We start from the raw sequence: 25,158 nt of genomic DNA on the forward strand, positions 1-25,158 counted from the left end.
CAGGAAATGGTTACAGAATTCGATCATAATTTAGTGATAGCCAGAAAAACCATCAACTAAAGTTACATTAGGGATATTGCTAACAAGCGTTAACATAAAGTGTGATTTTTCATATCTTCCTACTTTTTTTACGACATTATCTGAGTGTTATTCCTAAAGTAAATGCTTTTTATAGCACATATTTTTGATAGTTGTAAGTAATAAAAGTTGGGAGTGGAATTGCACAAAACATATCAAAATACATCCTAGTCGCGCTAAATCTTTAAGTACATCAGTTTAATATGAATTTTGCTCTTCCCAGTTTGACCGCTAGCCAGATGTTCGGGCAAAAAACAATTCGACCAATTGGTGCTGCCATTTTGAGTGGTATTGCTTTCTTCCAGGATACTCTGATTGCTATTGACTCTCCTAAAGGGTATCTGCTGCAAATAGATCCTGCCACTGACAACACAAAAATTCTCAATCCTCACCAAAGCAGGGAATTTACAGACGTCACTGGTTTGGCAATTTGGGAAGATACTCTCTGGGTGACAAGGGGTAACAGTGTTTATTTATGTAAATGGAATTCTTGGGGGCTGGAACATTTTGTTACCTTACCTTACCCTGCTAATGGCATTGCTGTTTGGGAATCAGCTGTCTATGTCAGTTGCCAAAAATTGGGAGATATCGTAATTTTTAATCGCCATACCCGCAAAGAAATTACCAGATTTTATGCTCCTGGTGTGGGGGTAGAAAATTTGGCTGTGACTGATGAAATTCTTTGGGCTTGCGATGCAACAGAACAAAGCGTTTACTGCATGGATCGAGCTACAGGGGAAGTTAAATTTAGTGTATTAACACCGTTTGAATCTCCTACAGGCATAGCAGTACAAACTGATAAAAACACAGGTCAACAAACTCTCTATATTGCCTACGCTTCTGAAGAACCTTATGTACGCGATAACCCAAATGCTGACCCTAATCATGAGCTAGCATATCGCGATCGCACGTTTATTCACCCACTTCAATATCGTTATTTCTTAGAAAAGCGCTACGCTCTTTCTAATGGCTATCTAATTGAAATGTCCTATGTGGAAGAAATAGCGCCGATTGAAGAGGTTTACTTACAAGACCTAGAATGGCGTATTGCCCTACCAAGCGACACAGATCGTCAAAAGGTTAAGCATGTAGAACCTGTGGGACTGCCTTTTACGGAAGAAATCATTGATGGACAACGGGTGGCTGTGTTCAAATTTGATGCCCTGACCCCCGGTGAACGACACATGTTTGGCTGGAAGGCGATGTTAGAAGTCCGAGGTATCAAATATCGTCTCACTCCAGCAGATGTAGAAGATATTCCGGAATTATCGCCAGAATACCAAAGCCGTTATCTCGTAGATAATGATGAATTGGCAATGGATACTACCATTGTTCGTCGTGCTGCCCAAGAAGCAATTGGTACAGAAACCAATTTGCTGCGGAAAATGTATAGTATCCGTAATTATGTTTACGATCAGCTAAGTTATGGTATTAAACCTTACATTGATACTCCAGATCGAGTATTAGAAAGAGGTGTTGGTTCTTGTGGTGAATATGTAGGTGTGTTGCTGGCTTTGTGTCGTTTAAATGGCATAGCTTGTCGCACTGTCGGACGCTACAAATGTCCTACCTACGCAGAACACCAACACGTTCCCCTGCAACCAGATTACAATCATGTATGGTTAGAATTCTACATCCCTGGTTTCGGTTGGTTACCAATGGAATCTAACCCTGATGATATTGGTAATAATGGCCCCTATCCTACACGGTTTTTTATGGGTTTGTGCTGGTATCACATTGAAATTGGTAAAGGCATTCCCTTTGAAACTATAACTAGTAAAGGTGTAAGGCTGACCAAAGAAGAAATTTCCATTGGTGAGTTGGCAATTAATCATATTCGCTTCACCATTTTAGGAGAGTTACCACCGTTTTAGCTAACTCTCAAACCCACGAATCTATAACCTCACCCTCGCTTTTTGCTACGCAAAAATCTTTCCCTCTCCTTACCAAGGAGAGGGATGTCCCTTAGGACAGGGTGAGGTTTTGAGCAACTTTTGGGTAATCCGATTACTTGTGTATACACCGTAGGATCTCGAAGAGGGTGACGTTAGGCGGGTGGGGCTATCTGCCCTTAAACATTTTTTGATTTGGTATAACTTTACTGATATATGTAAAGCATCATCGGAAATGCTGCAATTTGAGTTTGTAGCTGATTCTATTCCTGTAAAAGTGAGCTTTACTCTTTTTTTATTAAATTTATGAAACTAGAGATATCTAGTCAATTGTTGATATGGGGTGTGAGAGTTTTCGGCATAGCTACACTGACGTAAAACAGGCTTTAATTTAGGCATTCCCATTAATACGTTTTTACGACTGTCAACAAAAGTTGGGGTAGATGTGGGAGTTTCTGCTCCTAATACGCCTGTAGCTACAGCACCTAAAGCTGATGATTTCTTTATTTAGGCTGAGGATAAGTATAACAAGGGAGACTATGAAGGAGCGATCGCTGATTACACTCAAGCAATTCGTCTCAATCCTAACTTAGCCCAAGCTTACTACAACCGGGGTGCAACCCGCTACTATTTGAGAGACAAGCAAGGGGCTATAACTGATTACAACACTGCTATCAAAATTAATCCCAACTATACCAATGCCTACTACAACCGGGGTGTAGCCCGCAGAGAATTGGGAGACAATCAAGGGGCAGTAGCCGATTTACAGAAAGCTGCTGAACTGTTTCGACAACAAGGAAATACACAGTGATACCAAAAAACGCTGGGGGTGATTAGATACTATCAGCAGTAAACAGGTGGAAGGGGAAAGAAGCATTAGGAAGGTGGTGCGTAGACACGCAGTAGCTTATCGTCAGACATCGCTTTTCAGATTCTCTATGATTGTGCGATCTGGTTTGGAAGGGACATCGCAAATGTTCAAAAACCCGCCTGCGATTCAAATCGCAGTCTAATAGCTAATGTCTGCTGAAGCAGACTGTTTGATTTGTTTGAGTGCAATTGATCACGCTTGAAACAAGAAATTTCCAGGTTGAAACGAGAAATTTCCAGGTTGAAACGAGAAATTTCTAGGTTGAAACGAGAAATTTCTAGGTTGAAACAAGAAAATTCCAGGTTGAAACAAGAAATTTCCAGGTTGGGACGAGAACATTCTCACCTGAAACAAGAAATTCCGAGTTCAGAACTTGAAACTTGACGTAAAACAAGATCCCCAACTTTTTTAAAAAGTCGGGGATCTACATGTTTATGGGGAGATGTGCGATCGCGTCTTAAATTATCCTGTGGTTGTGCGATCACCATTCACACTCACAAAAAAGCGATCGCGTTTAGTGGAGGATGTGGGATCGCCATTCACACTCACAAAAAAGCGATCGCACCTTGCAAATAAAATCTACACTGTTACTGGGTCAACTACTACAATCCCTTCTACTACATAGCGAGCGAAATCTCTAGTATTAAATGTCAATATATGAGTTACACCGTTTGCTTTCATGCTAGCAACAAGGCGAGCATCATGTACTTGCACGCCTGATACACTGTATGTAACCACAGGTGTATCAGGTAATAATGGAAACAGACGCTCAATCCGTTGTAGCATTCGTTTTACATCTGTAGGGGTCAAGCCAAAACCATTTTTTGCTATGGGTCTTGTAGCGACGTTCCAAAATTCGATACAGTTTTGTGATGAAATATATAGTGTGTGTTTCTCAGTTCGTAGTTTTCGTATTGCAGTTCTTACGACTGGGTATTGTGGATCAGTGCGAAAAATAAAACGCAACAGAACGTTAGTATCTATAAGGATGCTCCTCGTAAATACCCTCACGACTCACTGCATAATCTGATAATGGAAGTGCATCTGATCCAACACAAGCTGCAAAATCGTCAGCTAATTGGTCAGCAATTATCTCAAATTCATCATCATGAATTTCAGTATCTGTTTTTTGTCTTAGTAATACTTCTACTGTTGGTGCAAACGCATCAGCCAATAGCTGTCGAATGCTTTGGGCGTCGTGACGTGCGATACTTTCTCGTAGTTTTTGCTCTAATTCAGGTGATAATTGCAGGGTTATGGTCGTCATAGTTCGGTTGGGATGAACTTTGTTACACATCGATATTATTGATCATATCAACAACGAAAACATACAGACTTTGCAGTTTCGTGACAGATTTCGAGCGATCGCAAGTCTGATTTTTCCTTATTCAAACTAGACTGTTTGCGAAGCCTTAAAAGCAGAAAATTCACATATAGAATTAAATGGGCAAAATCGACAGTGATAGCCAGGATTGGGCGGAAATATTTGACTAAATTTCTGAGTCTGTTGCTGATATTTTTGCAAATCTTGTTGGTGTTTTTGAGCAATACTAGCTAACTCAAACTCTATCAAATCTAATTCACTTCTATTAACACTAATTAACTCCGATTTTTTAGAAAATTCTAAATTATAAAAGGAAGCTATAGCTTTATGTTTAGGGTAAAGATAACGAGCGGCTAAAAGATAAACTAATGCCTGACGACGGTCAAAAGCAGATTTACCAGTTTTAAAATCTAAAATATGTAAATTACCTGAAGATTCAATAAAAATACAGTCCATCGCCGCATAGAGGCGGAAACAATAATGCTTTTGATCAATTAATATTGGTTTGGGAAATCCTTCATCACCACGGGTTAACAAGACAATACGTTTCCCTGAAAGCAATGGGTCATCGTGATATTTCTTCAAAATTTGCAGCACACGCTGTTGCACTTCACTAGGTGAATTGCTCAATCTCAGTAGTTCAGCAACTTTTTCTACGCCGTCTGATTGATTTAATAGATATCTGTGGTGATGAAATTCATAAACACCTTTTTGTGCTAGCAAGCCTATACGCTGGGATGCTGTAACTTTTGTCAGCAATGCTCTAACTTGGGGTTCGTGTTGGCGTGCTTTAATATACCCCCGTCTCATTTGACAATGCCAACGTTGTTGCCCAGATGCTGGGGCAATTAGAGACCAAAGATGATAACTGGCAAAAGGTCGCTCGGGGGTTGACATTACTTAGTAACTGTGAGAAAAAAGACGGGGAATAATATTTAGCTACATAGGCTTCACTTGTTTGCTAGCCAAGTGGCTAACCGCACTGCCATTCATAGTTATGGCAGATTCTGCTTAGACGGTAAAAATTGCTGAGCTTCATTGTGCAATGCTAGTAGTAAGTGACAAAACTCGTTACTGAAATTCAGCTTCGAGCATTAAAATTTACTACTGATAGCCATAACCCAGCATCTGAGTATGGGATTAAATATATCCTTGACTGTGTTTTTGTTGCCACTCTAGAAATTACTAAATACCATTGTAAGCTTACCTCCAGTGAGAAAGGTGGGGGCTTTTGTACATCGACATCTAGAGCGAATGTTTGCAGTAGCCTTGTTTTGATAAAGTTTTACAACAGCAATTTCGACCTATACCTTACAAATAGTTAAATTTGTTATCTAAATATTAATAGATGGCTCAATAAAAATAATTACCACTTTTCTATAATCGTGTGGAGAAAGTCTTTGCTTTAGCAATTTGTCGCAAATCACCATGAAAACCTTTGCTGCCCTATTGACAATAATAGTTCTAGCTTTTTGGATAATGGCTGTTGCCCTTCTCTCAGTACAAAACGCTACGCCAGTATCTTTACAATTTTTAGGCTTTCGATCCATTCAACTTCCAGTAGGCTTATTACTGGCTTTGTGTGCCAGTGTAGGCATGATTGCCATGTCACTGCTACAGCCATTGTGGAGGTTAACTGGTTCTAAGCAAAGTTATTCTCCGAGACAAGATGACGTGGAATTTTTTGTCGATGAGGAAGATTTTTGAATCAGTTATCAGTTATCAGTTATCAGTGAAGAAATTATCGCCCTAGTTCATGGAGGGCATTAATTGCTGTAGCACACTTTTGTGTTAATGTTTCTAACTCTTCTTTATCTGTAGAACAGGGGGAAGCAATCAACTCACCAATTCTCACTGTTATGGGAACTGCACGAGGGATCACCACACCTTTTTCTTCTATTGCTTGTGTACCCCACAAACAAACTGGTAACAGTGGTGCTTTGGCTTTGGCAGCGATCAACGCTGCGCCTCGTTTTGGATCTGTGATGCGTCCATCAGGAGTGCGAGTACCATGTAAGAAAATACCGACAGCCCAACCTTCATTCAGATATTTTAAGGCCGCACGAATAGCAGTGCGATCGCTTGTTCCTCGACTGACTGGGTAAGCACCATATAACTCAATGGCTTGTTTTAAAACTGGAATTTTAAAAAGTTCTTCTTTGGCCATGTATGCTACAGGACGGCGTACACAGTTGGAAACTATCGGTGGGTCATAATTACTAGCATGATTGCTGACTACTACCAAAGGCCCACTTAAGGGGACATTTTCTGCACCATAAACCTTGCCCCGAAAGTAAACATGTAGCATCGGACTAACAACAGACCACTTAAAGGCTTGATAGAGTAAAAGACTGGCTAACGGTTCGCGGTTTTTGCCCACAGAAGATAATTGAAATCAGACAAAATTAAGGATAAGCGATCGCCACTACTTTTGATCGTTAAAGTTAATTACTGGATAAATTACTAGTTTCTCGACTCAAGCATGAAGCTGCGACAACTGCAATTGTCTTATGCTGACGCGAAAAGTTTCTCAATCGAGACTTCAATATCTGAAAATGCTAATGGTATGATTTTCCCTTCACTGATTGTCTGCTCTTTCAAATACTTGCCGTCTTGAGGTTCTCGAAACACAATAACTTTTTTAGTGGATAGACTTAAAATCCAGTACTCTTGAATTCCAGCCTTTGCATAGATAGATGCTTTAACCTCTAAATCTTTCTTCAAGCTTGTTTTTGCAACTTCTATAATCCAGAAGATATCTCTAGGGGCAGGATGACGATCATTATAGGCAGACTCTGGAAGACGCACAATCGCTATGTCAGGTTCAGGTTCAGAATCAGATAGCGTCACAGGGCCATTGAAGCGAACGTCAGCCCTATCTGATAGTAACTCCTCTAAGTATTTTGCACCTCGTCTAGCAGTGGTGTAGTGAATTGGAGTTTCTGGACTCATTTCTACAATTTCACCCTCTAGCAATTCTACATGACGACCATGCAGAATGCCTGCCTCAATCATGCGATGATAGTCGTCCACAGACCACTTAGCTAGAGTTTTCATAGCAGAATTGTGTACATTCTTGTGATCAATCTAGCTCAATTTTATAGTTTCTTGGTTGGGAAGTGCCTAAGAAGATGTCTGAGAAGTATTAAATATTTCTTTTGATCCCCCCTAGCCCCCCTTGAAAAGGGGGGAAATTATCTCAAAGTCCCCCTTTTAAGGGGGATTTAGGGGGATCTACAAGTCTTAAATACAACACCAAAAAGTTTTCAGACATCCTCTAATCTATATAAAACTCTTGGACAGTAAAACATCTATATATTACAGTTGTGCGATCGCTTTTACCTAAACTAACTGAGTAAGTATCGTTAAATAATTCAGACAGAATTTGAAGATAAGCGATCGCCACTACTGTTGATCGTTAAAGTTAGTTACTGGATAACGACCCAGCTAACTGGCGGTAGGTAACCTTTGCATCTTCATCAGGATCTTTCGTCCGTCCGGTTCAGCGTCCTTGTTAGGTCACTCGTTGACATTACTCCGAACGAGAGTGAGCTACTTGCTTCAATAACCAATCTACAGCGGCATACAATACATCATCTTGCTCAGAATCTGATTGATTTGTAACCAGTTGATCAGGCACCACGATATCACCATAAAGTTGACCAAAGCGGTCAGCATAGGTTGAGATTGTCAGAAATAGCATGGCTCCATCGTTAAGCAGAAAGTCCTCATTGGCTGTTGACAATCCTCCAGTATTTTCTCCAAAGCTACGAGTGTTACGACGGCCACGAAATGCAATGGCTATTGCTTCACCAGAACTCACTGTTAATTGGCTGGTTAGGACAGCTACAGGTACATTAGGATTACTCAAGATGTAAGGAAAACCTTCTACTTGAGCGTATACTTTATTGTCCATCTTTGCTTGACCGTTCTTGTAGATCCAGTAGTTTTTCTGACCCTCTGGAGTAACGAAAGCACCAACCTGCCCCTCACCCAGAACTGGACCAATGCCTGCTAGCATGGGCCACATATTTCCGCCATGATTCAACCGAAGGTCTACAATCCAGCCACATGGTTCTTCAGCATCAATCCTGCGAATGATGTCTTGGAGCAATGAAGCGTATTGATTACTTTGCTGTTGATTGATGCATCCAAATTCCGGTAGGAGAATAAATCCAATCTTCTTTTCAAGCAACTTACCTTCAGGTTCTCGGTTGTGACTAACTGTCTCATTCTCAAGCTCTTTTGCTTGGGTAGGGGTGAGGAAAAAACTATGCTTGTTGCCGATTTGGCTTAGCAGATGGCGAATAGCATCATACGTGTCTGAAGTTGCCTGTGCAGCTTTAGCCTCGTGTAGCGCGTTGGTTTGCAACAACTCCCAGTTAACACTTTCTCTGTTGATTGAATGCGCTTGTATGATACCGAGTACCTCATTGAGATACTTTAATGCTTCGGGTGACATAAGGATGTTCGCACGACGATGATTTATCTCACGTTCTTAACCGAGCTGGTCGAGGAGTGCGGAGCCGACTTGGCTAGTAAAAAATCTATCATTGCAATTGTGCGATCGCTTTACCCCTGAACCATAACTATAGTTCTTTTTGGGGTAAGCAAGGGTTAGCGTGATCGCTCTCTAATTCTCCAAATCGTAAAAGCTAAGTAGGTAACTCAGCTAAATTACGGATATTTTCTAAAACTAAATTTGAGCAAGTGCGTTTAATCAAGCCAGTTAATACGTTACCAGGTCCTATTTCCACTACTCGCTCAATCCCATGTTCTGGTAATGCCAGTGCAATTTCTCGCCAGCGTACTCCCCCTGTCATTTGTTGGATGAGGCGTTGCTTTAAGATTTCTGCTTCTGTCGCTGGGGTTGGTTCAATATTAGATAAAACTGGTACTTTAGCTTTATGAAATTCTACTGAGGCTAATATTTCTTGAAACTGAGTTGAAGCTTCTGCCATTAAAGGTGAATGAAATGCACCAGAGACTTTTAAAGGAACTGCCCGTTTTGCCTTAACTTGAGATATGACTGCTTGCACGGCTGTAGGTGTGCCAGAAATGACAACTTGACCAGGACTATTATCATTTGCGACAACTACATCAGGGGTTTCGGCAATCACTTTTTCTAGTTGTTCGCAGTCAAAATTCATCAAAGCCGCCATCATCCCACCAACAGCGCTGTCCATCAGTTCGGCACGGCGTTTGACTAAGCGTAAGCCCGCAGACCATTCAAACACGCCAGCAACGTAAAGAGCAATGTATTCCCCTAAACTGTGACCAGCAACTAAATCTGGTTGTTGTTTTTCCTGTAGGAGATCAGCCAGAATGCTTTCTACTACATATAAGCAAGGCTGAGTGTAGATAGTATGCGATAGTTTGTCGGCATCATTTTGACAAATTTCAATTACAGACCAGCCTAAAATTTCTTCGGCTTGAGCAAATTTATCTTTTACTAAAGGTATGTTTATTAAATCCATTCCCATTCCCAATGATTGGGAACCTTGTCCGGGAAATACCCATGCAGTTTTAGTCATTAGTTATTAGTCATTAGTCATTGGTCATTGGTCATGAGTCATGAGTCATGAGTCATTAGTGATTAGCTAAATTTTGTTCTTACTGTTAGTTAATGGTAATTGCTTAGAACAAATAACCAACAACAAATAACGAGCAACTAACACAAATGACAAATGACGAATGACAAATGATTATCTTCCCCATTGAAAAATAGCAGCCCCCCATGTTAAGCCAGCGCCAAAACCTGAGGCGGCAATAATGTCGTTAGGCTTAATTTTGTCCTGTCGTACTGCTTCATCCAAAGCTAGAGGGATAGAGGCGGCGGAGGTGTTGCCATAGTAAGCCAGATTACTAATAACTTTTTGTTCTGGGATGTTCAAGCGCTGGGCAACAGCGTCTATAATACGCTGATTAGCTTGATGCAATAGGAGCCAGTTTATTTCCTCGACGCTGAGGTTGGCGCGAAACAAAGCTTTATCGATAACTTCTGGCACTTGTTGGACAGCGAAGCGGTAAACTTCTTTGCCATTCATGGTGATCGGCTGGAAGTTACCTCTACCAACAACAACACCTGGGAGTAATTCTGTGGCGTCAGGTGTGAAGGGAAGGTTAAGGCAATCGTTTTGAGTGCCGTCACTTCTCAGTTCAAATCCCAGTAAGCGATCACTATCATTTGCCTGCAATACTACTGCCCCAGCACCATCACCAAATAGTACACAGGTGCGTCGATCTTGCCAGTCTACCCAACGAGAGAGAATATCTGCTCCAATCAGTAAGACATTTTGATATACACCAGTTCTAATAAATTGGGCTGCTGTTACCAATCCAAATACAAAACCTGAACAGGCTGCTGTCATATCAAATGCTACAGCTCTTGCTGCTCCTAGTTTGGCTTGAATTTGACAGGCACTGCCAAACAAGTCATCGGGCGTAGAGGTTGCCAGCAAAATCAAATCTAACTGTTGCGGTGTAATGCCAGCCATAGCGATCGCCGCCTCACCAGCGGCAGTGGCAAGATCTGTTAAAGATTCACCTACATTTGCCAAACGCCGTTGACGAATTCCTGTTCTTGTGGTAATCCATTCATCTGATGTTTCAACCAGTTCCGTTAGCCCTTGGTTATCCAGAAAAGTAGCTGGTACTGCTGAGCCACTTCCTGTAATTGCGATTCCTAATGTTTGCACTCCGGGTTCTCCCAAGCTATTGGCATTGTGTCATGTGTCAAAAGTCCAAAGTTCAGAGTCAATAGTCCATAGTTTAAGTTAATCAACTACTGACTATTGACGAATGACTATTGACGAATGACTATTGACTGTTTTCGGGCAATAGTTGCCCGGAGGATTTACTCTGATATTTAGATTGAATTCTTTGCAGCACCTGGTTATCCACTGCTTCTTTTGCTAATCGAATGGCATTATAAATAGAAGGTGCTTGAGAACTGCCATGACCAATAATGCAAATGCCGTCTACACCCAAGAGCAAAGCACCTCCGTGTTCAGCGTGATCCATCCGCTGTTTAATCCGCCTTAAGTTGGGTTTTAAAATTGCTGTACCGAATTGACCATGCAATCCTTGGGGTAATTCTTCCCTAACGATTTGCAGCATCACTTCTCCAATTGCTTCGGCAAATTTCAGCAAGACATTGCCTACGAAGCCGTCACAGACAATCACATCAAATTGACCAGAGAGGACATCGCGTCCTTCAGCATTGCCAACAAAGGCTATCTGAGAATTTTCCCGCAGCAGTTGATGGGCGCGCACAGCTGCATCATTGCCTTTGCAGTCTTCCTCACCAATGTTCAATAAACCGACTTTCGGTTCCGGAACACCCAAGACATACTGACTATAAACCGACCCCATAACGGCAAACTGCTCTAAAAATTTTGGACGGCAGTCTACATTAGCGCCGACATCAAGTATCAGTACTTGTTTGCTAGCTATCATTGTGGGAAATACCGCACCAATTGCTGGACGATCAATTCCCGGCAGTCGTCCTAAGCGGAGCAATGCTGCTGCCATTGCTGCGCCTGAGTGACCGGCAGAAATCACTGCATCTGCCTGCCCCTGCTTGACTAAATCCATCGCCACGTTGATCGAAGCCTTGGGTTTGCGTCTGATACCGCTTAAAGGCTCCTCATCCATCGCGATCGCGTCCTCAGCCGGAACGATCTGCACCTGCCCCAAATTAGTCTTTGGTGGCAGCACTGCTTCAACTTGTTGGGGATCACCCACCAACAACACTTCCACGCCCAACTCATCCCTAGCTCGCAGTGCGCCAGCGACGATTTCACCGGGTGCGTGATCCCCTCCCATTGCGTCAATTGCGATTCGTACGCAAGTCGATCCCATTGCTCAGAGCTTCTAGAAACCTTACAAATTTTACCAGATGCCTCTGCTGAAAGTAGTAGATTGGGGCTGCCAATTCGCAGCTGTCAATTCAAGACTGAAGGGAAAAAGTATAAATCATAAAATAAACCTACGGATAAACCCGATGGTTTGTATTTACTTTATCCTTCTTTTTTGTCTTTTCTGCTTTCAACAAAGCAACTAACAAGCCCAACATAGCACGAATTACTCCCCACACCCACTGAATAAACAACGTACAGTGGTTAGTTGTTGGTTGTTGTTTTTTGATTGTTGTTTTTTGTAGAGACGCGAGGAACATCGCGTCTGTACATTAGTTGTTAGTTGTTTGTTGTTGGTGAGATAAAATCTTACAACAATTAATAATGAGTGCAGCTTGGCAAAAATAACTACGCAGTCAAAAAGAGCTAAAAAGCCTAAAATATATCCTTTACAGCCTTTTGCTTGCAGTAGCATATTTGCATAAATACGAGGAGTGAATAATGCTGGAATTAATTGGTTCAGGTTTAGTTTCAATGTGGCTGGAGATGGCTGGAGTACAAATCAAGCCTTTGGAACCGATGGATATTTTAACTTGGCAAAGTAACCCTAGCTTAATTGTTGCTCCTGATCCAAATCCAGCTGGAGTCACTACAGTGCAACAGTATCTCCAAGAGCTAGCAACATCAAAATTAGTAGCGGCGAACACTGTCCAAAGTCAAGGGATTTGGATACAGTCAGGACCAATGCTGATGGCAAATCACCAAGGTACAATTCCTTTGCCTGCGGCCTCATTAACTAAGATAGCGACCTCTCTAGTTGCTTTCAAAACTTGGGGGCCAAACCATCAATTTGAGACTTTAGTTAGCGCTACTGGGCCAATACAAAACGGAGTGTTAAAAGGTGATTTAGTCATTATTGGTAGTGGTGATCCTTTGTTTGTTTGGGAAGAAGCGATCACTCTTGGTAATACCCTCAACAAGATGGGGATCAAGCGAGTCCAAGGTAATTTAGTGATTACTGGTTATTTCGCTATGAATTTCCAACGAGATCCACTGTTAGCAGGCCAGTTACTCAAGCAAGCACTGAACTATACCACCTGGCCACGTGGAGTAATTTTTAATTACTCGCTGATGCCTAAAGGTACACCCAAGCCTCAAGTCGTAATTGCAGGTACTGTGAAGGTGGAAGCACAACTAAATCCACAACAAACTTTGCTGGTGCGTCATCGTTCCTTACCTTTGCGGCAAATCATTAAAGAGATGAACGTTTTCAGCAACAATGATATGGCCCAGATGTTGGCAGATTTGGTGGGAGGTCATCTTGTTGTGCAGTCAACAGCCGCCCAATTAGCAAGAGTTCCTGCGTCCGAAATTCAGCTAATCAATGGCTCCGGACTAGGAGTTGAAAATCGGATTTCTCCTCGTGCTGCTTGTGCGATGTTAATGGCACTGCAACAGGAAGCAATGGCACATGGCTTAAATTTAGCAGACTTATTCCCCACCTCTGGCTTTGATCACCGGGGGACACTGCACGCTCGACACATCCCTGTTGCTACTGTGATTAAAACTGGTACTCTCAACGATGTAAGTGCTTTAGCAGGTGTAATGCCTACACGCGATCGCGGTTTGGTTTGGTTCGCGATCATTAACCGTGGCCCCTATGTATCCACATTCCGTGCTGAACAAGATAAGTTTCTGCAAAATCTGCTCAAGCAACTCCAAATAGCTCAGGGCGTTCCTAGTGTTCTTACTCCTCACTTTGGTATTAATTATGTACCGCAACTAGGCGCAACTAATCGTAATGAGGTTTTGTTTAGAAGTTAGTTAGTTGTCAGATTGTCGGTAGCTGCTTCAATACTACAGTACCACCTGCCACTGCTTGTATAGTTAACTCATACCCTTCCATCAACAACATGCCAACCAGAGGATCTGAATCGGCTTCATCGATTGGAATCCTCAGCAATTGACCATCCCAGACAATAACAGCTTCATAGACATCAAAAATGGTGCCGCTACCATCTGCTAGGATTGCTCGTCCGCGACGTTTCCAAGTTAACCCGAGTGTCGTAATCAAGTCCGGTGGTAGGGAGAGCCAGCCATTAAAACCTGTATCTACAATTGCGTTCTGTTCATATATCTGTCCGTTGGAATCAAGAATCTTGATACGGATGATGGGTTCATAATCAGCGTTAACATACCCACTAATCATGCTGTTCTCTGAGTATGATCCGCTCCAAATCGACGTACGTACCGAGAACCAACACGTACGATCCAAATTTGCGCGTTTGGGTTACGAGCTTCCAAACGAGCGCAAGCGGCAATTTCATCGGCATCAATCTCCCATGCACCGGTTTCAATGTCAATGGCAACAATTTGACCTATGTGATCTGGCTCAACGAGGCGACGCACCTCACGCTCATAAATTTCATCCCCTCGTTGAGCAAATTCTTCTTTGCTATAGCGTGGTTGCCGAATTACCATTGTTTTCTATTTTATTTACTTGGGTTTATCAACCTAAAGTTTAGCAACTTGCTAATACAGTGTTGGGCTACTGAATGCAGAATTGATATAAGAATCAAAAATGAGCGAGATAGCCACCCTCAACCGCCAAAACTTGACCAGTGACGTAGGAGGCAGCAGTCGAAGCAAAGAAAACGACAGCACCAGCAATTTCTTTCGGTTCTCCCCATCGACCAAGAGAAGTTCGTTTTTCTAGCCAAGCAGCTTACGGCGATCGCGCATACCAACATTATTGACGAGGATATCTAATCGCCCGTGTTTTTCTCGGATTTCGCTAAACGCGTTTTGAACTGTTATTTCATCTGAAACATCAAACTGCAATGGTAAGGCGGATTTCCTCATCGAGTTAATTATTGCAACTGCACGATTTAGCCTTTCACTGTTCCGGCCATGTACAAGAACAAAAGCACCAGATCCAGCAAGTGCCTTGAGAACCTCGTTGGCATCAATCATAGTTTGCCTTTTCTTGGTTAGTTTGCTCTCTCCTGTTGCACAGCAGGTGAGCAGTATTTGTATAACCGAAGCCGACTTCTTGCATTGGCTGTTATGGAAGCATCTTTACGTTGCCTAAAATTAAGTCAACCGCTGCTAGTAACTTCTCGGACTCAACGAAGGAACTCTGTACGGTCGGTGTGCAAGCGGATTGTTATGCTGCGTTGGCACTAATATCTAAAAATTGAAGGGGCAGGGCTCGAACTTGCGTCCAGTCGGTCTAGAGCCGACCGCTATACTACTGAGCTACCCTATTTCTCATTCTACTTTATTGCTTTGATCCTGCAACCTTTTATGAAGTTCCTGGTTCAGTCGTCTATTGGCTCAACACCAAGTCGCTCAAGCCGTTCAAGGCCGTCCTTCATGGCTTTGAGTGCTTCAGGAGAGTGCCCCTGCCAATTCGTGATCTCGCCCGTAACCCGTAGAGGCGCTCGGGAACGGAATGACTTTGTCGGATTACCCCGAAACTTCTGATTCGTCAGGTTGGGGTCATCTTCAATCGGGCCAGTCGGTTCCACAATGTAAATTCTACCGGGAGCATCACCGATTGCTAGCTCCGCTCCCCACGTGGCTGCATCCAAAGTGCGGGTCAGATAGACGTAGTTTGCTGTCCTACCCTTCTTGCCAAAATTAGAGGTATGGCCCGGCATAATCAGGTCGCCTGGTTTTAGGTCAGCCCGAGTGCCATGGTAAAGAGGCCACTCCGTGACCTCGCCCGTGACCCGCAACGGCTCGCGGGAACAACATGACATCGACGGATGACCTGGAGACTTCTGGTTCGTCAGGTCTGAGGCATCTTCAATCTGGCCGATCGGCTCTACTATGTAGACTCTGCTGGAACCTTCGCCGACCGCGATTCCTGCCTCTCAAATGGCTTCATCCAAATTGGGAGTCAGGTAGACATAGGTTGTCTTCCTGTGCCGCTCACCAACGTTCGGAGAATTGCTGGGTTCGATCAGGTCTCCTGGCATCAGATCAGCCCGCGTGCCGTGGTAGAACCGCGTTTTACTCAGGTCGTCGGTGGCACCAAGAATGCCTTTACTCATGATTACATTCTCCTGATCTGCGATGAGTGCCTAACGGCGAAAGTGAGCGGCGGCAGATAACCTTGACCTCAGCACCAGAAACTTTCAACCGTCCGCTGCATTTGAATTGTGTACGCCCGGCATGGGCGTGAACTAATGGGGTGAAAGTCCCCTGGAGGAGAACCAGCGTCCAAATGCTCGAAAGTCTTGGAGCCGAGTGACGACAACTCCTAGCTTAAGGCAAGGGCACTTCTGTGAGGAAGGGTCTGAAGGAAGCCAGCGGCAAATCTGCAAGCCGACGAACAGAAACGTCATAGAAGGCTGAGACAGTCCTGGGGCGAGTTGGCACAACACAACGAAGCCCTCTGGTTCAGGGAACACAGTAAATGACGCGGTTGTGCAGAGACAGTTCACACTCTTATCCGGGGAGGTCTGTCGGGTTGCGGTTCTCACTGCGATGGGAGTCTGATTGAGGTCTAGCTGGAAACGGCTAGGGAGCCACAGAACCCTAAGGCAGCAAGAACAGCACATTTGGGGGAAACCCCGATGTTAAGCCCGCCAGAAGTCAGCAGAAGCCATAGTAGTCCCACTGGGATGAAGGGCTGAACATGAACGAACTAAGGAGGAGTGATGAACAACTCAAGCCCATTGATGAACCCGGACGGGGGAGATCGGGTTTGGCGTGATGACAGAGAACCAGCCTTAGATAACCTGATGGCGCGAATCTTAGAGCGCGACAATGTCAAGCGGGCATGGGCAAGGGTGAAGTCCAACCAGGGTGCCCCCGGCAGTGACGGGATGAGCCTAGAGGATTTTCCAGCTTATGCCAGAGAACATTGGAGTGAGATTCGCCAATCCCTACTCGATGGCAGTTACCAACCTCGCCCTGTCAGGCGGGTGGTCATTCCCAAGCCCCAGGGCAAGGGAGAAAGAAAGCTAGGTGTCCCTTGTGTCGTAGACCGGGTAATCCAGCAAGCCATCCTCCAAGTACTATCGCCCATCTTTGAGCCAGAGTTTTCTGACTCAAGCTATGGGTGCCGCCCGAATCGTTCGGCTCACGGAGCAATCCGACAGGTGAAAACGATCCTCAAATCGGGATACCGCATCGCGGTGGATCTGGATCTGGAAAAATTCTTTGATACTGTCAACCACGATGTCTTGATGTCCCGGATCGCCCGTAAAGTAGCTGATAAAGTGCTATTGCGGTTAATCGGTCGTTACCTGCGAGCCGGAGTTTTGGTCGGAAGCACCGTTGAACCGACCGAATGGGGGACGCCGCAAGGCTCTCCACTTTCACCTTTGTTTTCCAATGTCTTATTGGACGACTTGGACAAGGAACTCGAAGCAAGAGGGCATCGCTTTGTTCGCTATGTAGATGACCTAGTCATTCTGGTCAAAAGTAGACGGGCAGGGAAACGGGTGATGGTGAAAATCAGCCGTTACCTCACACAAGTCCTCAAGTTGAAGGTTAATCGGGAAAAGAGCCGAGTGGTCAAGATCGAGGATCTGAATTACCTGGGATTTACGTTCCGAGGGATTCGCATCTTCGCCTCTGACATTGCCATGCAAGCGTTCAAACATCGATTGCGCGGCTTAACGTCACGCAGTTGGGGCGTTTCTATGGCAGAGCGATTCGAGCGATTGAACCGATACTTGCGCGGGTGGATGAACTACTTTGGCATTTCCCAGCACTACACCCCGATTGAAGAGCTAGATGGTTGGTTAAGGCGAAGGATTCGCATGTGCTATTGGAAGCAGTGGCGCAGACCGAGAACCCGCATTGCTAACTTGCTCAAACTGGGGACAAGTAAGCGTCATGCAATTTTGACCGGCATTAGCCGCAAAGGTTATTGGCGGTTGTCGAAAACGTTAGCGACGCAAACGGGAATGACCAATGAATGGTTGGAACAACAGGGATTGTTATCAATTCGGAATCTTTGGATGAAAGTTCAAGGATACGCTTAACTATCAGTGTTGTTTGCGCGTCTTCATGAACCGCCCATTGCGGACCCGCACGATGGGTGGTGTGGGAGGGGGGAGTTAAATGCTCTCCTCGACCCGATTGGGCAGCACGTTGCATATGCCTTTATGAACCTCTTTCGACCACAAACAGTCTAGACACGGCGATTTGCGACTAATCGCTGTATGGTGGCACTCCTGTCGGTCGATATTCCAGAAGCAGGACGCGCCCATCCAGAACCCTGGTTGAGAGCAGGTCGAAGCCCATGTCTGGCAGCCCTGCAAAGATCGGTTCGACACCTGTTTGCGGGAGAATCAAGGGACAAACAACGAGTTTGAGACGATCCACTAGGTCAGCCGCGAGTAGTTGCCGGAGCAGCGACAGGCTACCCAGAGTCCGCAACTCACAACCGTCAGTATGCTTCAGTTCACGCACAAAGCCCACCAAGTCATCGCGAACGATGCTTAAGCCCGACCAGTTTGCCGCCTTCAGCGTCCGCGAGAACAGCCAGCCAGGTGTTGTCGTCATCGTTTTCCATCCTTCGTCCCGCGCCTCATCGGGCAGTCCATTTAGCATCTCATAGGTTCGGCGTCCGATGAGCATCCGATGCGGAACGGCTGTGTTGGTCTTGATCCAGTCAGCAAAATCAGGACCAAAATAGCCAAAATAACCAGGTGAACGCTGACCTTGGGCAAAGCCGTCAAGACTGACAATTAGTTCACAAACAAGTTCAGGCTGTGCAACCCTGAACTAGACGAACAGCAACCTTCTAGAGTGGCTCAAAACCGTAGGTCTTTTTTCCTTCTTCAATCTTTCAATGCCTGATTCAGTTACGCCGCATGCCGCCCAACTACTTATTATACGGAAAATTCCGTATATCTTACTATAAGGAGATAAAAAGCCGAAACTTTCTGTATATCTCCCCATAAGGGGAAAAAAGCCGAAATCTTCTATATATCTGCCCATGAGGGTATAAAAAGCCGAATGTTTCTACTTAACATCCCATACTCAATACGACAACCCAAGAGTAAATATTTTGTCTTAGGTTGGCAATTGAAGGGTGGCGATCGCCTACCTTTTTTTAGTTAACTATTGATTTATTGATTTTTGAACTTTTCCTGGGGAATAATCTCTGTCACCACTCTATTTTGAGAATCACCACCACTAACAACTATGTTTTCTGTTTGAATATTACCGACGGCTTTTTCACCAGTAAATGTCATCGGTGGGTCAACTTGTTTATAAACCACATTACCTTGAGCTTCCATTAATTTATGATCAAGATACCAAGTTGCTGTATTAGATTTGAGGGACTGGCGTTTTTGTCCTACACCGTTGACGTTCCCTGTTAAATAAACTGTTTTTTGAGGAATTTTAAATTCACCTTGATTAGCAGTAACTGTGACATTTTCAGCCCGATGAAATACCCGTACAGGAGCATTTGTGGTGACGATTTCTGTATTCAAGTTCCAGGTCATGGAGTTGCTGGCAATTTGCATTGGTGGTTCCAGCAATTCTATTTGAGCATTCTTTGTGACAGTAGCAATTTTAGTTTTGAGGTTAACTTCGGCTGCATCTCCTTTACCACGATCAGTAATTTGCTTATTTTTATAACGGTCAATTTGTACTGGGCGATCAGCGATCAGTTTTTCATCTTTGATCTGCCAAATTAAGTGTTCTGTCCGCATTTGCAATGGTGGTTCTTGAGAGTTAGCAACTACTCCCCCAGAAAAATCTATGCGTTGAGTTCGGGTTTTGACTCGTGCTTCTTTTGCTACTGCTTGTAGTTGTTTATGAGTTCCATTAATTTGGTTGCGGACAATTAATAAATCTTCTTGAGGGCGCCATTCCAATTCATTACCGCGTAACACAATTCCATTACTGGGATCGGTAGCTACTATTTTTCCTTTTAAAAATAATTGCTTACCATTCTGTTCGATATCTGCTTTTTCTGCTTGTACTTGATAAACAATTTTGCCATCTTGGTATAACTCTCCATATGGAGTTTCAAGCTGACCAATCTGTTTTTCTTTAGTGTATTTTGCTTGTTTAGCAATGACTTTCCAAATTGGTCGCCCGACTTCATCTGCTTGTTCTAAGGTGACATCAAAGAAAGTTAATTTACTATCTGCATCTTGAGGAGATCTGTTCTCAACAGGTGATTTATCCGATATGCGATTTTGACCGCCACAAGCAGCTAGTCCTATTACAAGCGAGAAAGTTAAAAATAAGATTCTAGGACGGACGGACACAAGCGAGACAAGGGAGAGGGGAGACAAGGGAGAGGGGGGAGACAAGGAGGACAAGGAAGACAAGGAGGAAAGACTACTTCCTTGTCCCGCGTGTTCCCCATGTCCCCCTTGTCCTTTGTGTTGCTGCTTCATTCTTGAACTTCCAATTGCCCCTCAGTTTCTCTGGGTTGGTCTAAAAAATCCATACCAGTCAGGGGTCTATATGGATAACTTTGACGTGGAGTTTTTTGGATATCTTCTTTGATGGCTTCTAGATCTATGTAGCGATCGCTCACGTTGATTAAACTATCGCTGGTCATCGAACGCAAGCTAACTACTTCTACCCGCACACCACGGTAACTAACTGAATTGACTGCATATGCTAGATCCCCATCACCACTGACTAAAACTGCTGTATCATAGGAATCTACTAAAGCCATCATATCTACCGCAATTTCTACATCTAAATTAGCTTTTTTAGAACCATCTGGTAGTTGCACTAAATCCTTAGCTATGACCCGATAACCGTTACGACGCATCCACAGTAAAAAGCCTTGTTGCTTCTCGTTGGTTCTATCTACACCAGTATAAAAAAAAGCGCGTAGTAACCTAGAGCCACCTGTTAGTCTACATAATAACTTGGTGTAATCAATTTCAATACCCAATTGTAATGCGGCATAAAATAAATTTGAGCCATCAATAAATATGGCAACACGACCTCGATTTTCTAAAACTTGCTCTGGCGTGAAGATCGAGTCGTTTTCCAGATTATTCAACATTGTTGTCATACCTCATTTTTTATCAAAAAATAATTGATACTTAATTTTTTGAGATTTACTAAGAGTTTGAAGAACTTATGATAAGCTTTCAGGGCCAATCGAATCAGCCCCGAGTAAGTAAACAAAATCAGAAATTGAAAGAACTAACTAATGTTATTTAGGTGGTTCTATGCGTTTAAACACGGGAGAGGGTTCGCCCAATATTTGTTTGTCGGATAATACTCCCCATGTGCCATGAATAGCAAAAGGAGCAGTAATGGCAGTTTGTGCTTGGTTATTAAAATCGATTTCAAAGCCTAGTTGCTGGTAAATATTGTTGCTGATGTTTGGAATCACTGGAGATAGGAGGTAAGCAGCCAATCTCACTGATTCCAAGACAGCATACAATACTTTTTCTGTAGCCTGTTGCTGTCCTTGTTTATATAAAGACCAAGGAGCTTGTTCATCAATATACTTGTTGCTGGCTCGTACCAGCTTCAAGATAACCTCACAAGCTTGATCGAACGCTAACGCTTCATAGGCATTTTTTACCTGTTCCCCTAGACGTAAACCTATTGATTTCAAAGGACTATCATTAGGTATATCTTCACTTGTAATTGGTGGCACATTACCAGCACAATATTTTTTCACCATCCCTAAAGTACGATTGAGCAAATTTCCTAAGTCATTTGCCAAATCTGCATTTAGAACATCAATGAATCTACTTTCATTAAAATCGCCATCTCTACCAAATTCGATTTCCTTAAGGAAGTAATAACGAACCGCGTCTGCACTGTAGGTTGTAGTTAGCGCTACGGGATCAAGAGTATTACCAAGAGATTTGCCCATTTTCAGACCATCTTTGGTTAAAAAGCCGTGTCCGAAAACCCTTCCTGGTAGAGGCAAATCAGCTGACATTAGCATTGCTGGCCAGTAAACTGCATGAAAGCGTAGGATATCCTTACCAATTAAATGCAAATTTATCGGCCACCATTTTGCTAAGGCATTTTCTAAAGTTGCTTGGGCATCTGGTTCCAACAATGCTGTTATATAACCCAATAGTGCATCAAACCAAACATAAAGAGTGTGCTTTGGATCGCTTGGAACTCTAAAACCTAAGTCTAGATTCACCCGTGAAATTGAAAAGTCCTGTAACCCCTGCTTAACAAAGTTGAGAACTTCATTGCGGCGGCTTTCTGGTTGAATAAAATCTGGTCGAGATTGGTAGAGTGCTTCAAGTTGGGTTTGGTATTTAGATAGGCGAAAAAAGTAGTTCTGTTCGTCTCGCCACTCTGTTTCTTTATTTGTATGGATTGGACAACGGTGTCCCTCTAGCAGTTCTCGTTCTTCTTTGAACTCTTCGCAAGAGACACAATACCAACCTTTTTGCTGTCCCTGGTAGATGTCACCCTTTTCCCATACTCGCTGAAAGAATTCTTTGACTATTGCTTCGTGGCGAGGATCGCTAGTCCGGATAAAGCGATCATATTTAATATTTAGTACTTGCCACAGAGAAACAAACCCACTAGACATTTCATCGCAGAACTTTTGTGGGGATATAGCTTTACTTTCGGCTGTCCGCTGAATTTTTAACCCATGCTCATCTGTACCAGTTACCAGTAGTACTGGACGCCCTAAAAGTCTCTGGAAACGTGCTACCACATCAGCTGCGATGGTTGTATATGCGCTGCCAATGTGAGGCAAGTCGTTGACGTAATATAGCGGTGTTGTAAGTGCAAATGTTTTTTCTGTTTGATCCACTAGATTCATGCACAATAAAAATATAAGTTGTTAAAACTATTTTCTATCTTACTTATAGACGTAAAACCACGTCATTATATAACATAAACCTCACATTTTCAACTTCTACTAGAATCTTAACAAATTTCTTTAGTTTAGAATTAGTTTTTTATAGGTATAAATTCAGTTAATTTTTATCAAAAAGAAATAAATTTGCAGCGACTGATTTCTCTGAAACTTCTAGGTTTAATTGCTTTTGACAAGAGAAACATATATGTTGTCTTGAAAATAGCCGCTAGATTCCAGAGACTAGGGACTAAGGGTTGGAGAAAAAGATTTTCGTATGATGTTCATGAGAATTTTCTCATAGATGACTTCTATAGAAAAGAAACTTTGAGATCAGCGAAGGCGCAGAACTATTTTTATCCTTGTGATGAACTTTGTTGATCGCGGCTATCTTAAATCTGAGGTGTAAAACTGCAATAAAAAGAGTTTTCACAAATTTTTTGTTGGCAGTATTATAATTAGCCACTTTTGTGTAAACAATTTTCCTAATTTTATAAGTGAAACATTTCTACCTTAAGGCAGTCCCAGGCATAGTGAAGAAATGTAACGATTAAGTGCAGATAAACACCTATGTTTGTGAGATATTTTTATTAAAGAGTTATGAGTGTAAACAGCCCCCTGAATATTTCTCACTGGTTGTTGGCAGCACTTTCAACCAAAATGTTTCGCTACTATGAGGATCGCATTCCCCAAGATGCCAGTGTGTTGGTAGTTAGCAATCACCGTAGCTTTATGGATGCACCAATCTTGATGGCAGCACTTTCGAGTCCAATTAGATTTGCTTGTCATCATTACATGGGACAAGTACCCATTATGCGAGAAATAGTAGCAGGGTTGGGATGCTTTCCCTTAGAGGCAAATCAGCAACGTCAACAAAGCTTTTTTAAGCAAGCACAAATTTTGTTGAAGTCGAAACAACTGGTTGGAGTTTTTCCTGAAGGAACAGAACCGATGGTGAAATTTACTCAGCCAAACAGTGTGGGTGAGTTTCAACGAGGATTTGCTCATCTGGCATTAAGAGCCAATGTCAAAGATTTGGCAATTCTGCCAGTTGCGATCGCCTCTATAGAAGAAATTAACACATCAGCCGTTCCCTTGAAACTATTGAACTTGTTTGATCCTTCCGAACCACTTTTCGATCAACCTGGTTGGCATCCTTTGGTAATATACAATCGAGTTGCGGTGTTGATTGGCCGTCCTTATTGGATTACGCCCCAACACCAACAACTATACCAAGGTAAACAAGCTAAAACTGTTGTTGCTGAACTAACAGAACATTGTCAGGGCGAAATTGCTAATCTATTGCATGAAGGATCTTATTAGAGTCATTTGTCATTTTCAATTGACCAATGACCATTGACCAATGACCATTGACCAATGACCAATGACTATTAACCAATGACTCCAAAAGTAGCACTACAGCCGTGTTTTTTGACTCCTAAACGTCTTCAGCCAGAATATCCCTTATTTGTATATTTGCCTGGAATGGATGGAACTGGTCAACTATTACGAACGCAAACAGCAGGCTTAGAAGCTGGTTTCGATGTCCGTTGTTTGGCAATCCCACGGGAAGATTTGACTAGTTGGGAAGTATTAACTAATAATGTGTTGGACTTGATCCATGCAGAATTAGAAAAAAGTTCCCAGCGACCAGTTTATCTATGTGGCGAATCTTTTGGGGGTTGTTTAGCTCAAAAAGTAGCTGTAGCAGCACCACATTTATTTAAAAGAATTATTTTGATTAATCCTGCTTCTAGTTTTCATCTTCGCCCATTATACGAGTGGGCGTCACAGTTTTCTTATTTAGTGCCATCATCCTGTTTTGATATTGGCGCTCTAGCTTTATTACCGTTTCTAGCAACATTATCACGTATTTCCAGAAGCGATCGCCAAGATTTGCTGAAAACAATGCGTTCTATACCTTCACAAACCGTTCTGTGGCGATTATCTTTAATTCGAGAATTCAGTGTTGATGAACAACAGTTACGTCAACTGACTCAACCTGTTTTACTAGTCGCTAGCACTCAGGATAGACTTTTACCTTCTCTGGCAGAAGCGCAAAGATTAGCTAATATTTTACCCAACTCCAAAGTTCTGGTATTACCTGAAAGTGGACATGCTTGTTTATTAGAAACAGAGATCAACCTTTACGAAATTATGAAGGCAAATGATTTTTTGGAAATTAGTGCTAAAGCAGCTGAGGCGATGCAAGTCGGAGGATAAATTTAGAATAATATTTAATTGTGGCAGTCCTATCTGATTTGTAAAAATAAAATTTGAGTAAAAAACCATAGAGAAGCAGAGAACACAGAAGAAGAAAAGGCGAATTATAATTATAGATT

At 42.9% G+C, this 25,158-nt stretch carries 23 protein-coding genes and 3 pseudogenes; 8 read left to right on the forward strand and 18 right to left on the reverse strand.

Features of this window, described 5'->3' with window-relative positions; translation table 11 throughout:
* Positions 1-281 precede the first annotated feature (281 nt).
* The 3 genes and pseudogenes from RS893_RS15565 to RS893_RS15575 all read left to right on the forward strand — a co-directional run bounded on the left by RS893_RS15565 (position 282) and on the right by RS893_RS15575 (position 3,417).
* Positions 282-1,952, forward strand: coding sequence for a transglutaminase family protein (locus RS893_RS15565; RefSeq protein ID WP_315784827.1), 1,671 nt, complete (start codon positions 282-284; stop codon positions 1,950-1,952).
* Between the two features lie 541 nt (positions 1,953-2,493).
* Positions 2,494-2,781 (forward strand): annotated as a pseudogene (locus RS893_RS15570) (tetratricopeptide repeat protein); the annotation flags it as partial.
* 504 nt (positions 2,782-3,285) lie between these two features.
* Entirely contained in the window at positions 3,286-3,417 is a 132-nt protein-coding gene (locus RS893_RS15575; protein WP_315784830.1) for a hypothetical protein, read from the forward strand.
* A gap of 3 nt (positions 3,418-3,420) precedes the next feature.
* Here RS893_RS15575 and RS893_RS15580 read toward each other — a convergent pair whose 3' ends face one another.
* From RS893_RS15580 to RS893_RS15590, 3 genes are all read right to left on the reverse strand, one after another.
* On the reverse strand, positions 3,421-3,852 hold the full coding sequence (locus RS893_RS15580; protein ID WP_315784832.1) for a type II toxin-antitoxin system VapC family toxin: 432 nt from the start codon (positions 3,850-3,852) through the stop codon (positions 3,421-3,423).
* A complete protein-coding gene (locus RS893_RS15585; protein ID WP_315784835.1) occupies positions 3,815-4,108 on the reverse strand; it encodes a hypothetical protein in 294 nt (97 codons plus the stop codon). The genes RS893_RS15580 and RS893_RS15585 overlap by 38 nt, the downstream gene beginning before the upstream one ends.
* A gap of 126 nt (positions 4,109-4,234) precedes the next feature.
* Positions 4,235-5,062, reverse strand: a complete 828-nt coding sequence (locus RS893_RS15590; RefSeq protein ID WP_315784838.1) for a PD-(D/E)XK nuclease family protein — start codon at positions 5,060-5,062, stop codon at positions 4,235-4,237.
* 531 nt (positions 5,063-5,593) lie between these two features.
* Between RS893_RS15590 and RS893_RS15595 the strand changes: the two genes are divergently transcribed.
* Positions 5,594-5,872 carry a lipopolysaccharide assembly protein LapA domain-containing protein gene (locus RS893_RS15595; RefSeq protein WP_315784841.1) on the forward strand — a complete coding sequence of 93 codons (279 nt, stop codon included), beginning with the start codon at positions 5,594-5,596 and terminating at the stop codon, positions 5,870-5,872.
* Positions 5,873-5,906: 34 nt separating this feature from the next.
* Here the strand turns inward: RS893_RS15595 and RS893_RS15600 are convergent, their stop codons facing one another.
* The 6 genes from RS893_RS15600 to plsX form a co-directional block, all read right to left on the reverse strand.
* Entirely contained in the window at positions 5,907-6,545 is a 639-nt protein-coding gene (locus RS893_RS15600) for a lysophospholipid acyltransferase family protein (RefSeq protein ID WP_315784843.1), read from the reverse strand.
* 128 nt (positions 6,546-6,673) lie between these two features.
* Positions 6,674-7,222, reverse strand: a complete 549-nt coding sequence (locus RS893_RS15605; RefSeq protein ID WP_315784844.1) for a Uma2 family endonuclease — start codon at positions 7,220-7,222, stop codon at positions 6,674-6,676.
* Between the two features lie 475 nt (positions 7,223-7,697).
* Positions 7,698-8,627 carry a S41 family peptidase gene (locus tag RS893_RS15610; RefSeq protein ID WP_315784847.1) on the reverse strand — a complete coding sequence of 310 codons (930 nt, stop codon included), beginning with the start codon at positions 8,625-8,627 and terminating at the stop codon, positions 7,698-7,700.
* 193 nt (positions 8,628-8,820) lie between these two features.
* Positions 8,821-9,699: an ACP S-malonyltransferase gene (gene fabD, locus RS893_RS15615; RefSeq protein WP_315784849.1), complete on the reverse strand. Its 879-nt coding sequence runs from the start codon at positions 9,697-9,699 to the stop codon at positions 8,821-8,823.
* A gap of 171 nt (positions 9,700-9,870) precedes the next feature.
* Entirely contained in the window at positions 9,871-10,863 is a 993-nt protein-coding gene (locus tag RS893_RS15620) for a beta-ketoacyl-ACP synthase III (protein ID WP_315784851.1), read from the reverse strand.
* Between the two features lie 121 nt (positions 10,864-10,984).
* On the reverse strand, positions 10,985-12,028 hold the full coding sequence (plsX, locus tag RS893_RS15625) for a phosphate acyltransferase PlsX (RefSeq protein WP_315784854.1): 1,044 nt from the start codon (positions 12,026-12,028) through the stop codon (positions 10,985-10,987).
* A gap of 497 nt (positions 12,029-12,525) precedes the next feature.
* Between plsX and RS893_RS15630 the strand changes: the two genes are divergently transcribed.
* Positions 12,526-13,848, forward strand: a complete 1,323-nt coding sequence (locus RS893_RS15630; RefSeq protein WP_315784856.1) for a D-alanyl-D-alanine carboxypeptidase — start codon at positions 12,526-12,528, stop codon at positions 13,846-13,848.
* Positions 13,849-13,855: 7 nt separating this feature from the next.
* Here RS893_RS15630 and RS893_RS15635 read toward each other — a convergent pair whose 3' ends face one another.
* The 5 genes and pseudogenes from RS893_RS15635 to arr form a co-directional block, all read right to left on the reverse strand.
* Positions 13,856-14,233: a clan AA aspartic protease gene (locus tag RS893_RS15635; RefSeq protein WP_315784860.1), complete on the reverse strand. Its 378-nt coding sequence runs from the start codon at positions 14,231-14,233 to the stop codon at positions 13,856-13,858.
* Entirely contained in the window at positions 14,230-14,505 is a 276-nt protein-coding gene (locus RS893_RS15640) for a hypothetical protein (protein WP_315784863.1), read from the reverse strand. Before RS893_RS15640 ends, RS893_RS15635 begins: the two co-directional genes overlap by 4 nt.
* 94 nt (positions 14,506-14,599) lie before the next feature.
* On the reverse strand, positions 14,600-14,695 hold the full coding sequence (locus RS893_RS30315; protein WP_396336462.1) for a hypothetical protein: 96 nt from the start codon (positions 14,693-14,695) through the stop codon (positions 14,600-14,602).
* 41 nt (positions 14,696-14,736) lie between these two features.
* Entirely contained in the window at positions 14,737-14,997 is a 261-nt protein-coding gene (locus RS893_RS15645; protein ID WP_315784865.1) for an SDR family NAD(P)-dependent oxidoreductase, read from the reverse strand.
* A 347-nt stretch (positions 14,998-15,344) separates the two neighbouring features.
* A pseudogene (arr, locus tag RS893_RS30520) lies at positions 15,345-16,082 on the reverse strand (NAD(+)--rifampin ADP-ribosyltransferase).
* A gap of 609 nt (positions 16,083-16,691) precedes the next feature.
* Here arr and ltrA point away from each other — a divergent pair.
* On the forward strand, positions 16,692-18,026 hold the full coding sequence (gene ltrA, locus RS893_RS15660) for a group II intron reverse transcriptase/maturase (protein WP_315784868.1): 1,335 nt from the start codon (positions 16,692-16,694) through the stop codon (positions 18,024-18,026).
* 169 nt (positions 18,027-18,195) lie between these two features.
* On the opposite strand, the pseudogene RS893_RS15665 reads toward ltrA, so the two are convergent.
* From RS893_RS15665 to metG, 4 genes and pseudogenes are all read right to left on the reverse strand, one after another.
* Positions 18,196-18,741: pseudogene (locus RS893_RS15665) on the reverse strand (dihydrofolate reductase family protein); the annotation flags it as partial.
* 377 nt (positions 18,742-19,118) lie between these two features.
* On the reverse strand, positions 19,119-20,405 hold the full coding sequence (lptC, locus tag RS893_RS15670) for an LPS export ABC transporter periplasmic protein LptC (protein ID WP_315784871.1): 1,287 nt from the start codon (positions 20,403-20,405) through the stop codon (positions 19,119-19,121).
* Positions 20,402-21,031 (reverse strand): NYN domain-containing protein, encoded by a 630-nt coding sequence (locus tag RS893_RS15675; protein WP_315791995.1) that lies wholly within the window; start codon positions 21,029-21,031, stop codon positions 20,402-20,404. Before RS893_RS15675 ends, lptC begins: the two co-directional genes overlap by 4 nt.
* A gap of 153 nt (positions 21,032-21,184) precedes the next feature.
* Positions 21,185-22,780, reverse strand: coding sequence for a methionine--tRNA ligase (gene metG, locus RS893_RS15680; RefSeq protein WP_315784872.1), 1,596 nt, complete (start codon positions 22,778-22,780; stop codon positions 21,185-21,187).
* Between the two features lie 636 nt (positions 22,781-23,416).
* Here metG and RS893_RS15685 point away from each other — a divergent pair.
* Positions 23,417-24,139 (forward strand): 1-acyl-sn-glycerol-3-phosphate acyltransferase, encoded by a 723-nt coding sequence (locus RS893_RS15685; RefSeq protein WP_315784875.1) that lies wholly within the window; start codon positions 23,417-23,419, stop codon positions 24,137-24,139.
* Positions 24,140-24,214: 75 nt separating this feature from the next.
* Entirely contained in the window at positions 24,215-25,039 is an 825-nt protein-coding gene (locus RS893_RS15690; protein ID WP_315784878.1) for an alpha/beta fold hydrolase, read from the forward strand.
* Positions 25,040-25,158 lie beyond the last annotated feature (119 nt).

Origin of the sequence: Fischerella sp. JS2, from assembly GCF_032393985.1 — a bacterium.
In the GTDB taxonomy this organism is placed as follows: domain Bacteria; phylum Cyanobacteriota; class Cyanobacteriia; order Cyanobacteriales; family Nostocaceae; genus Fischerella.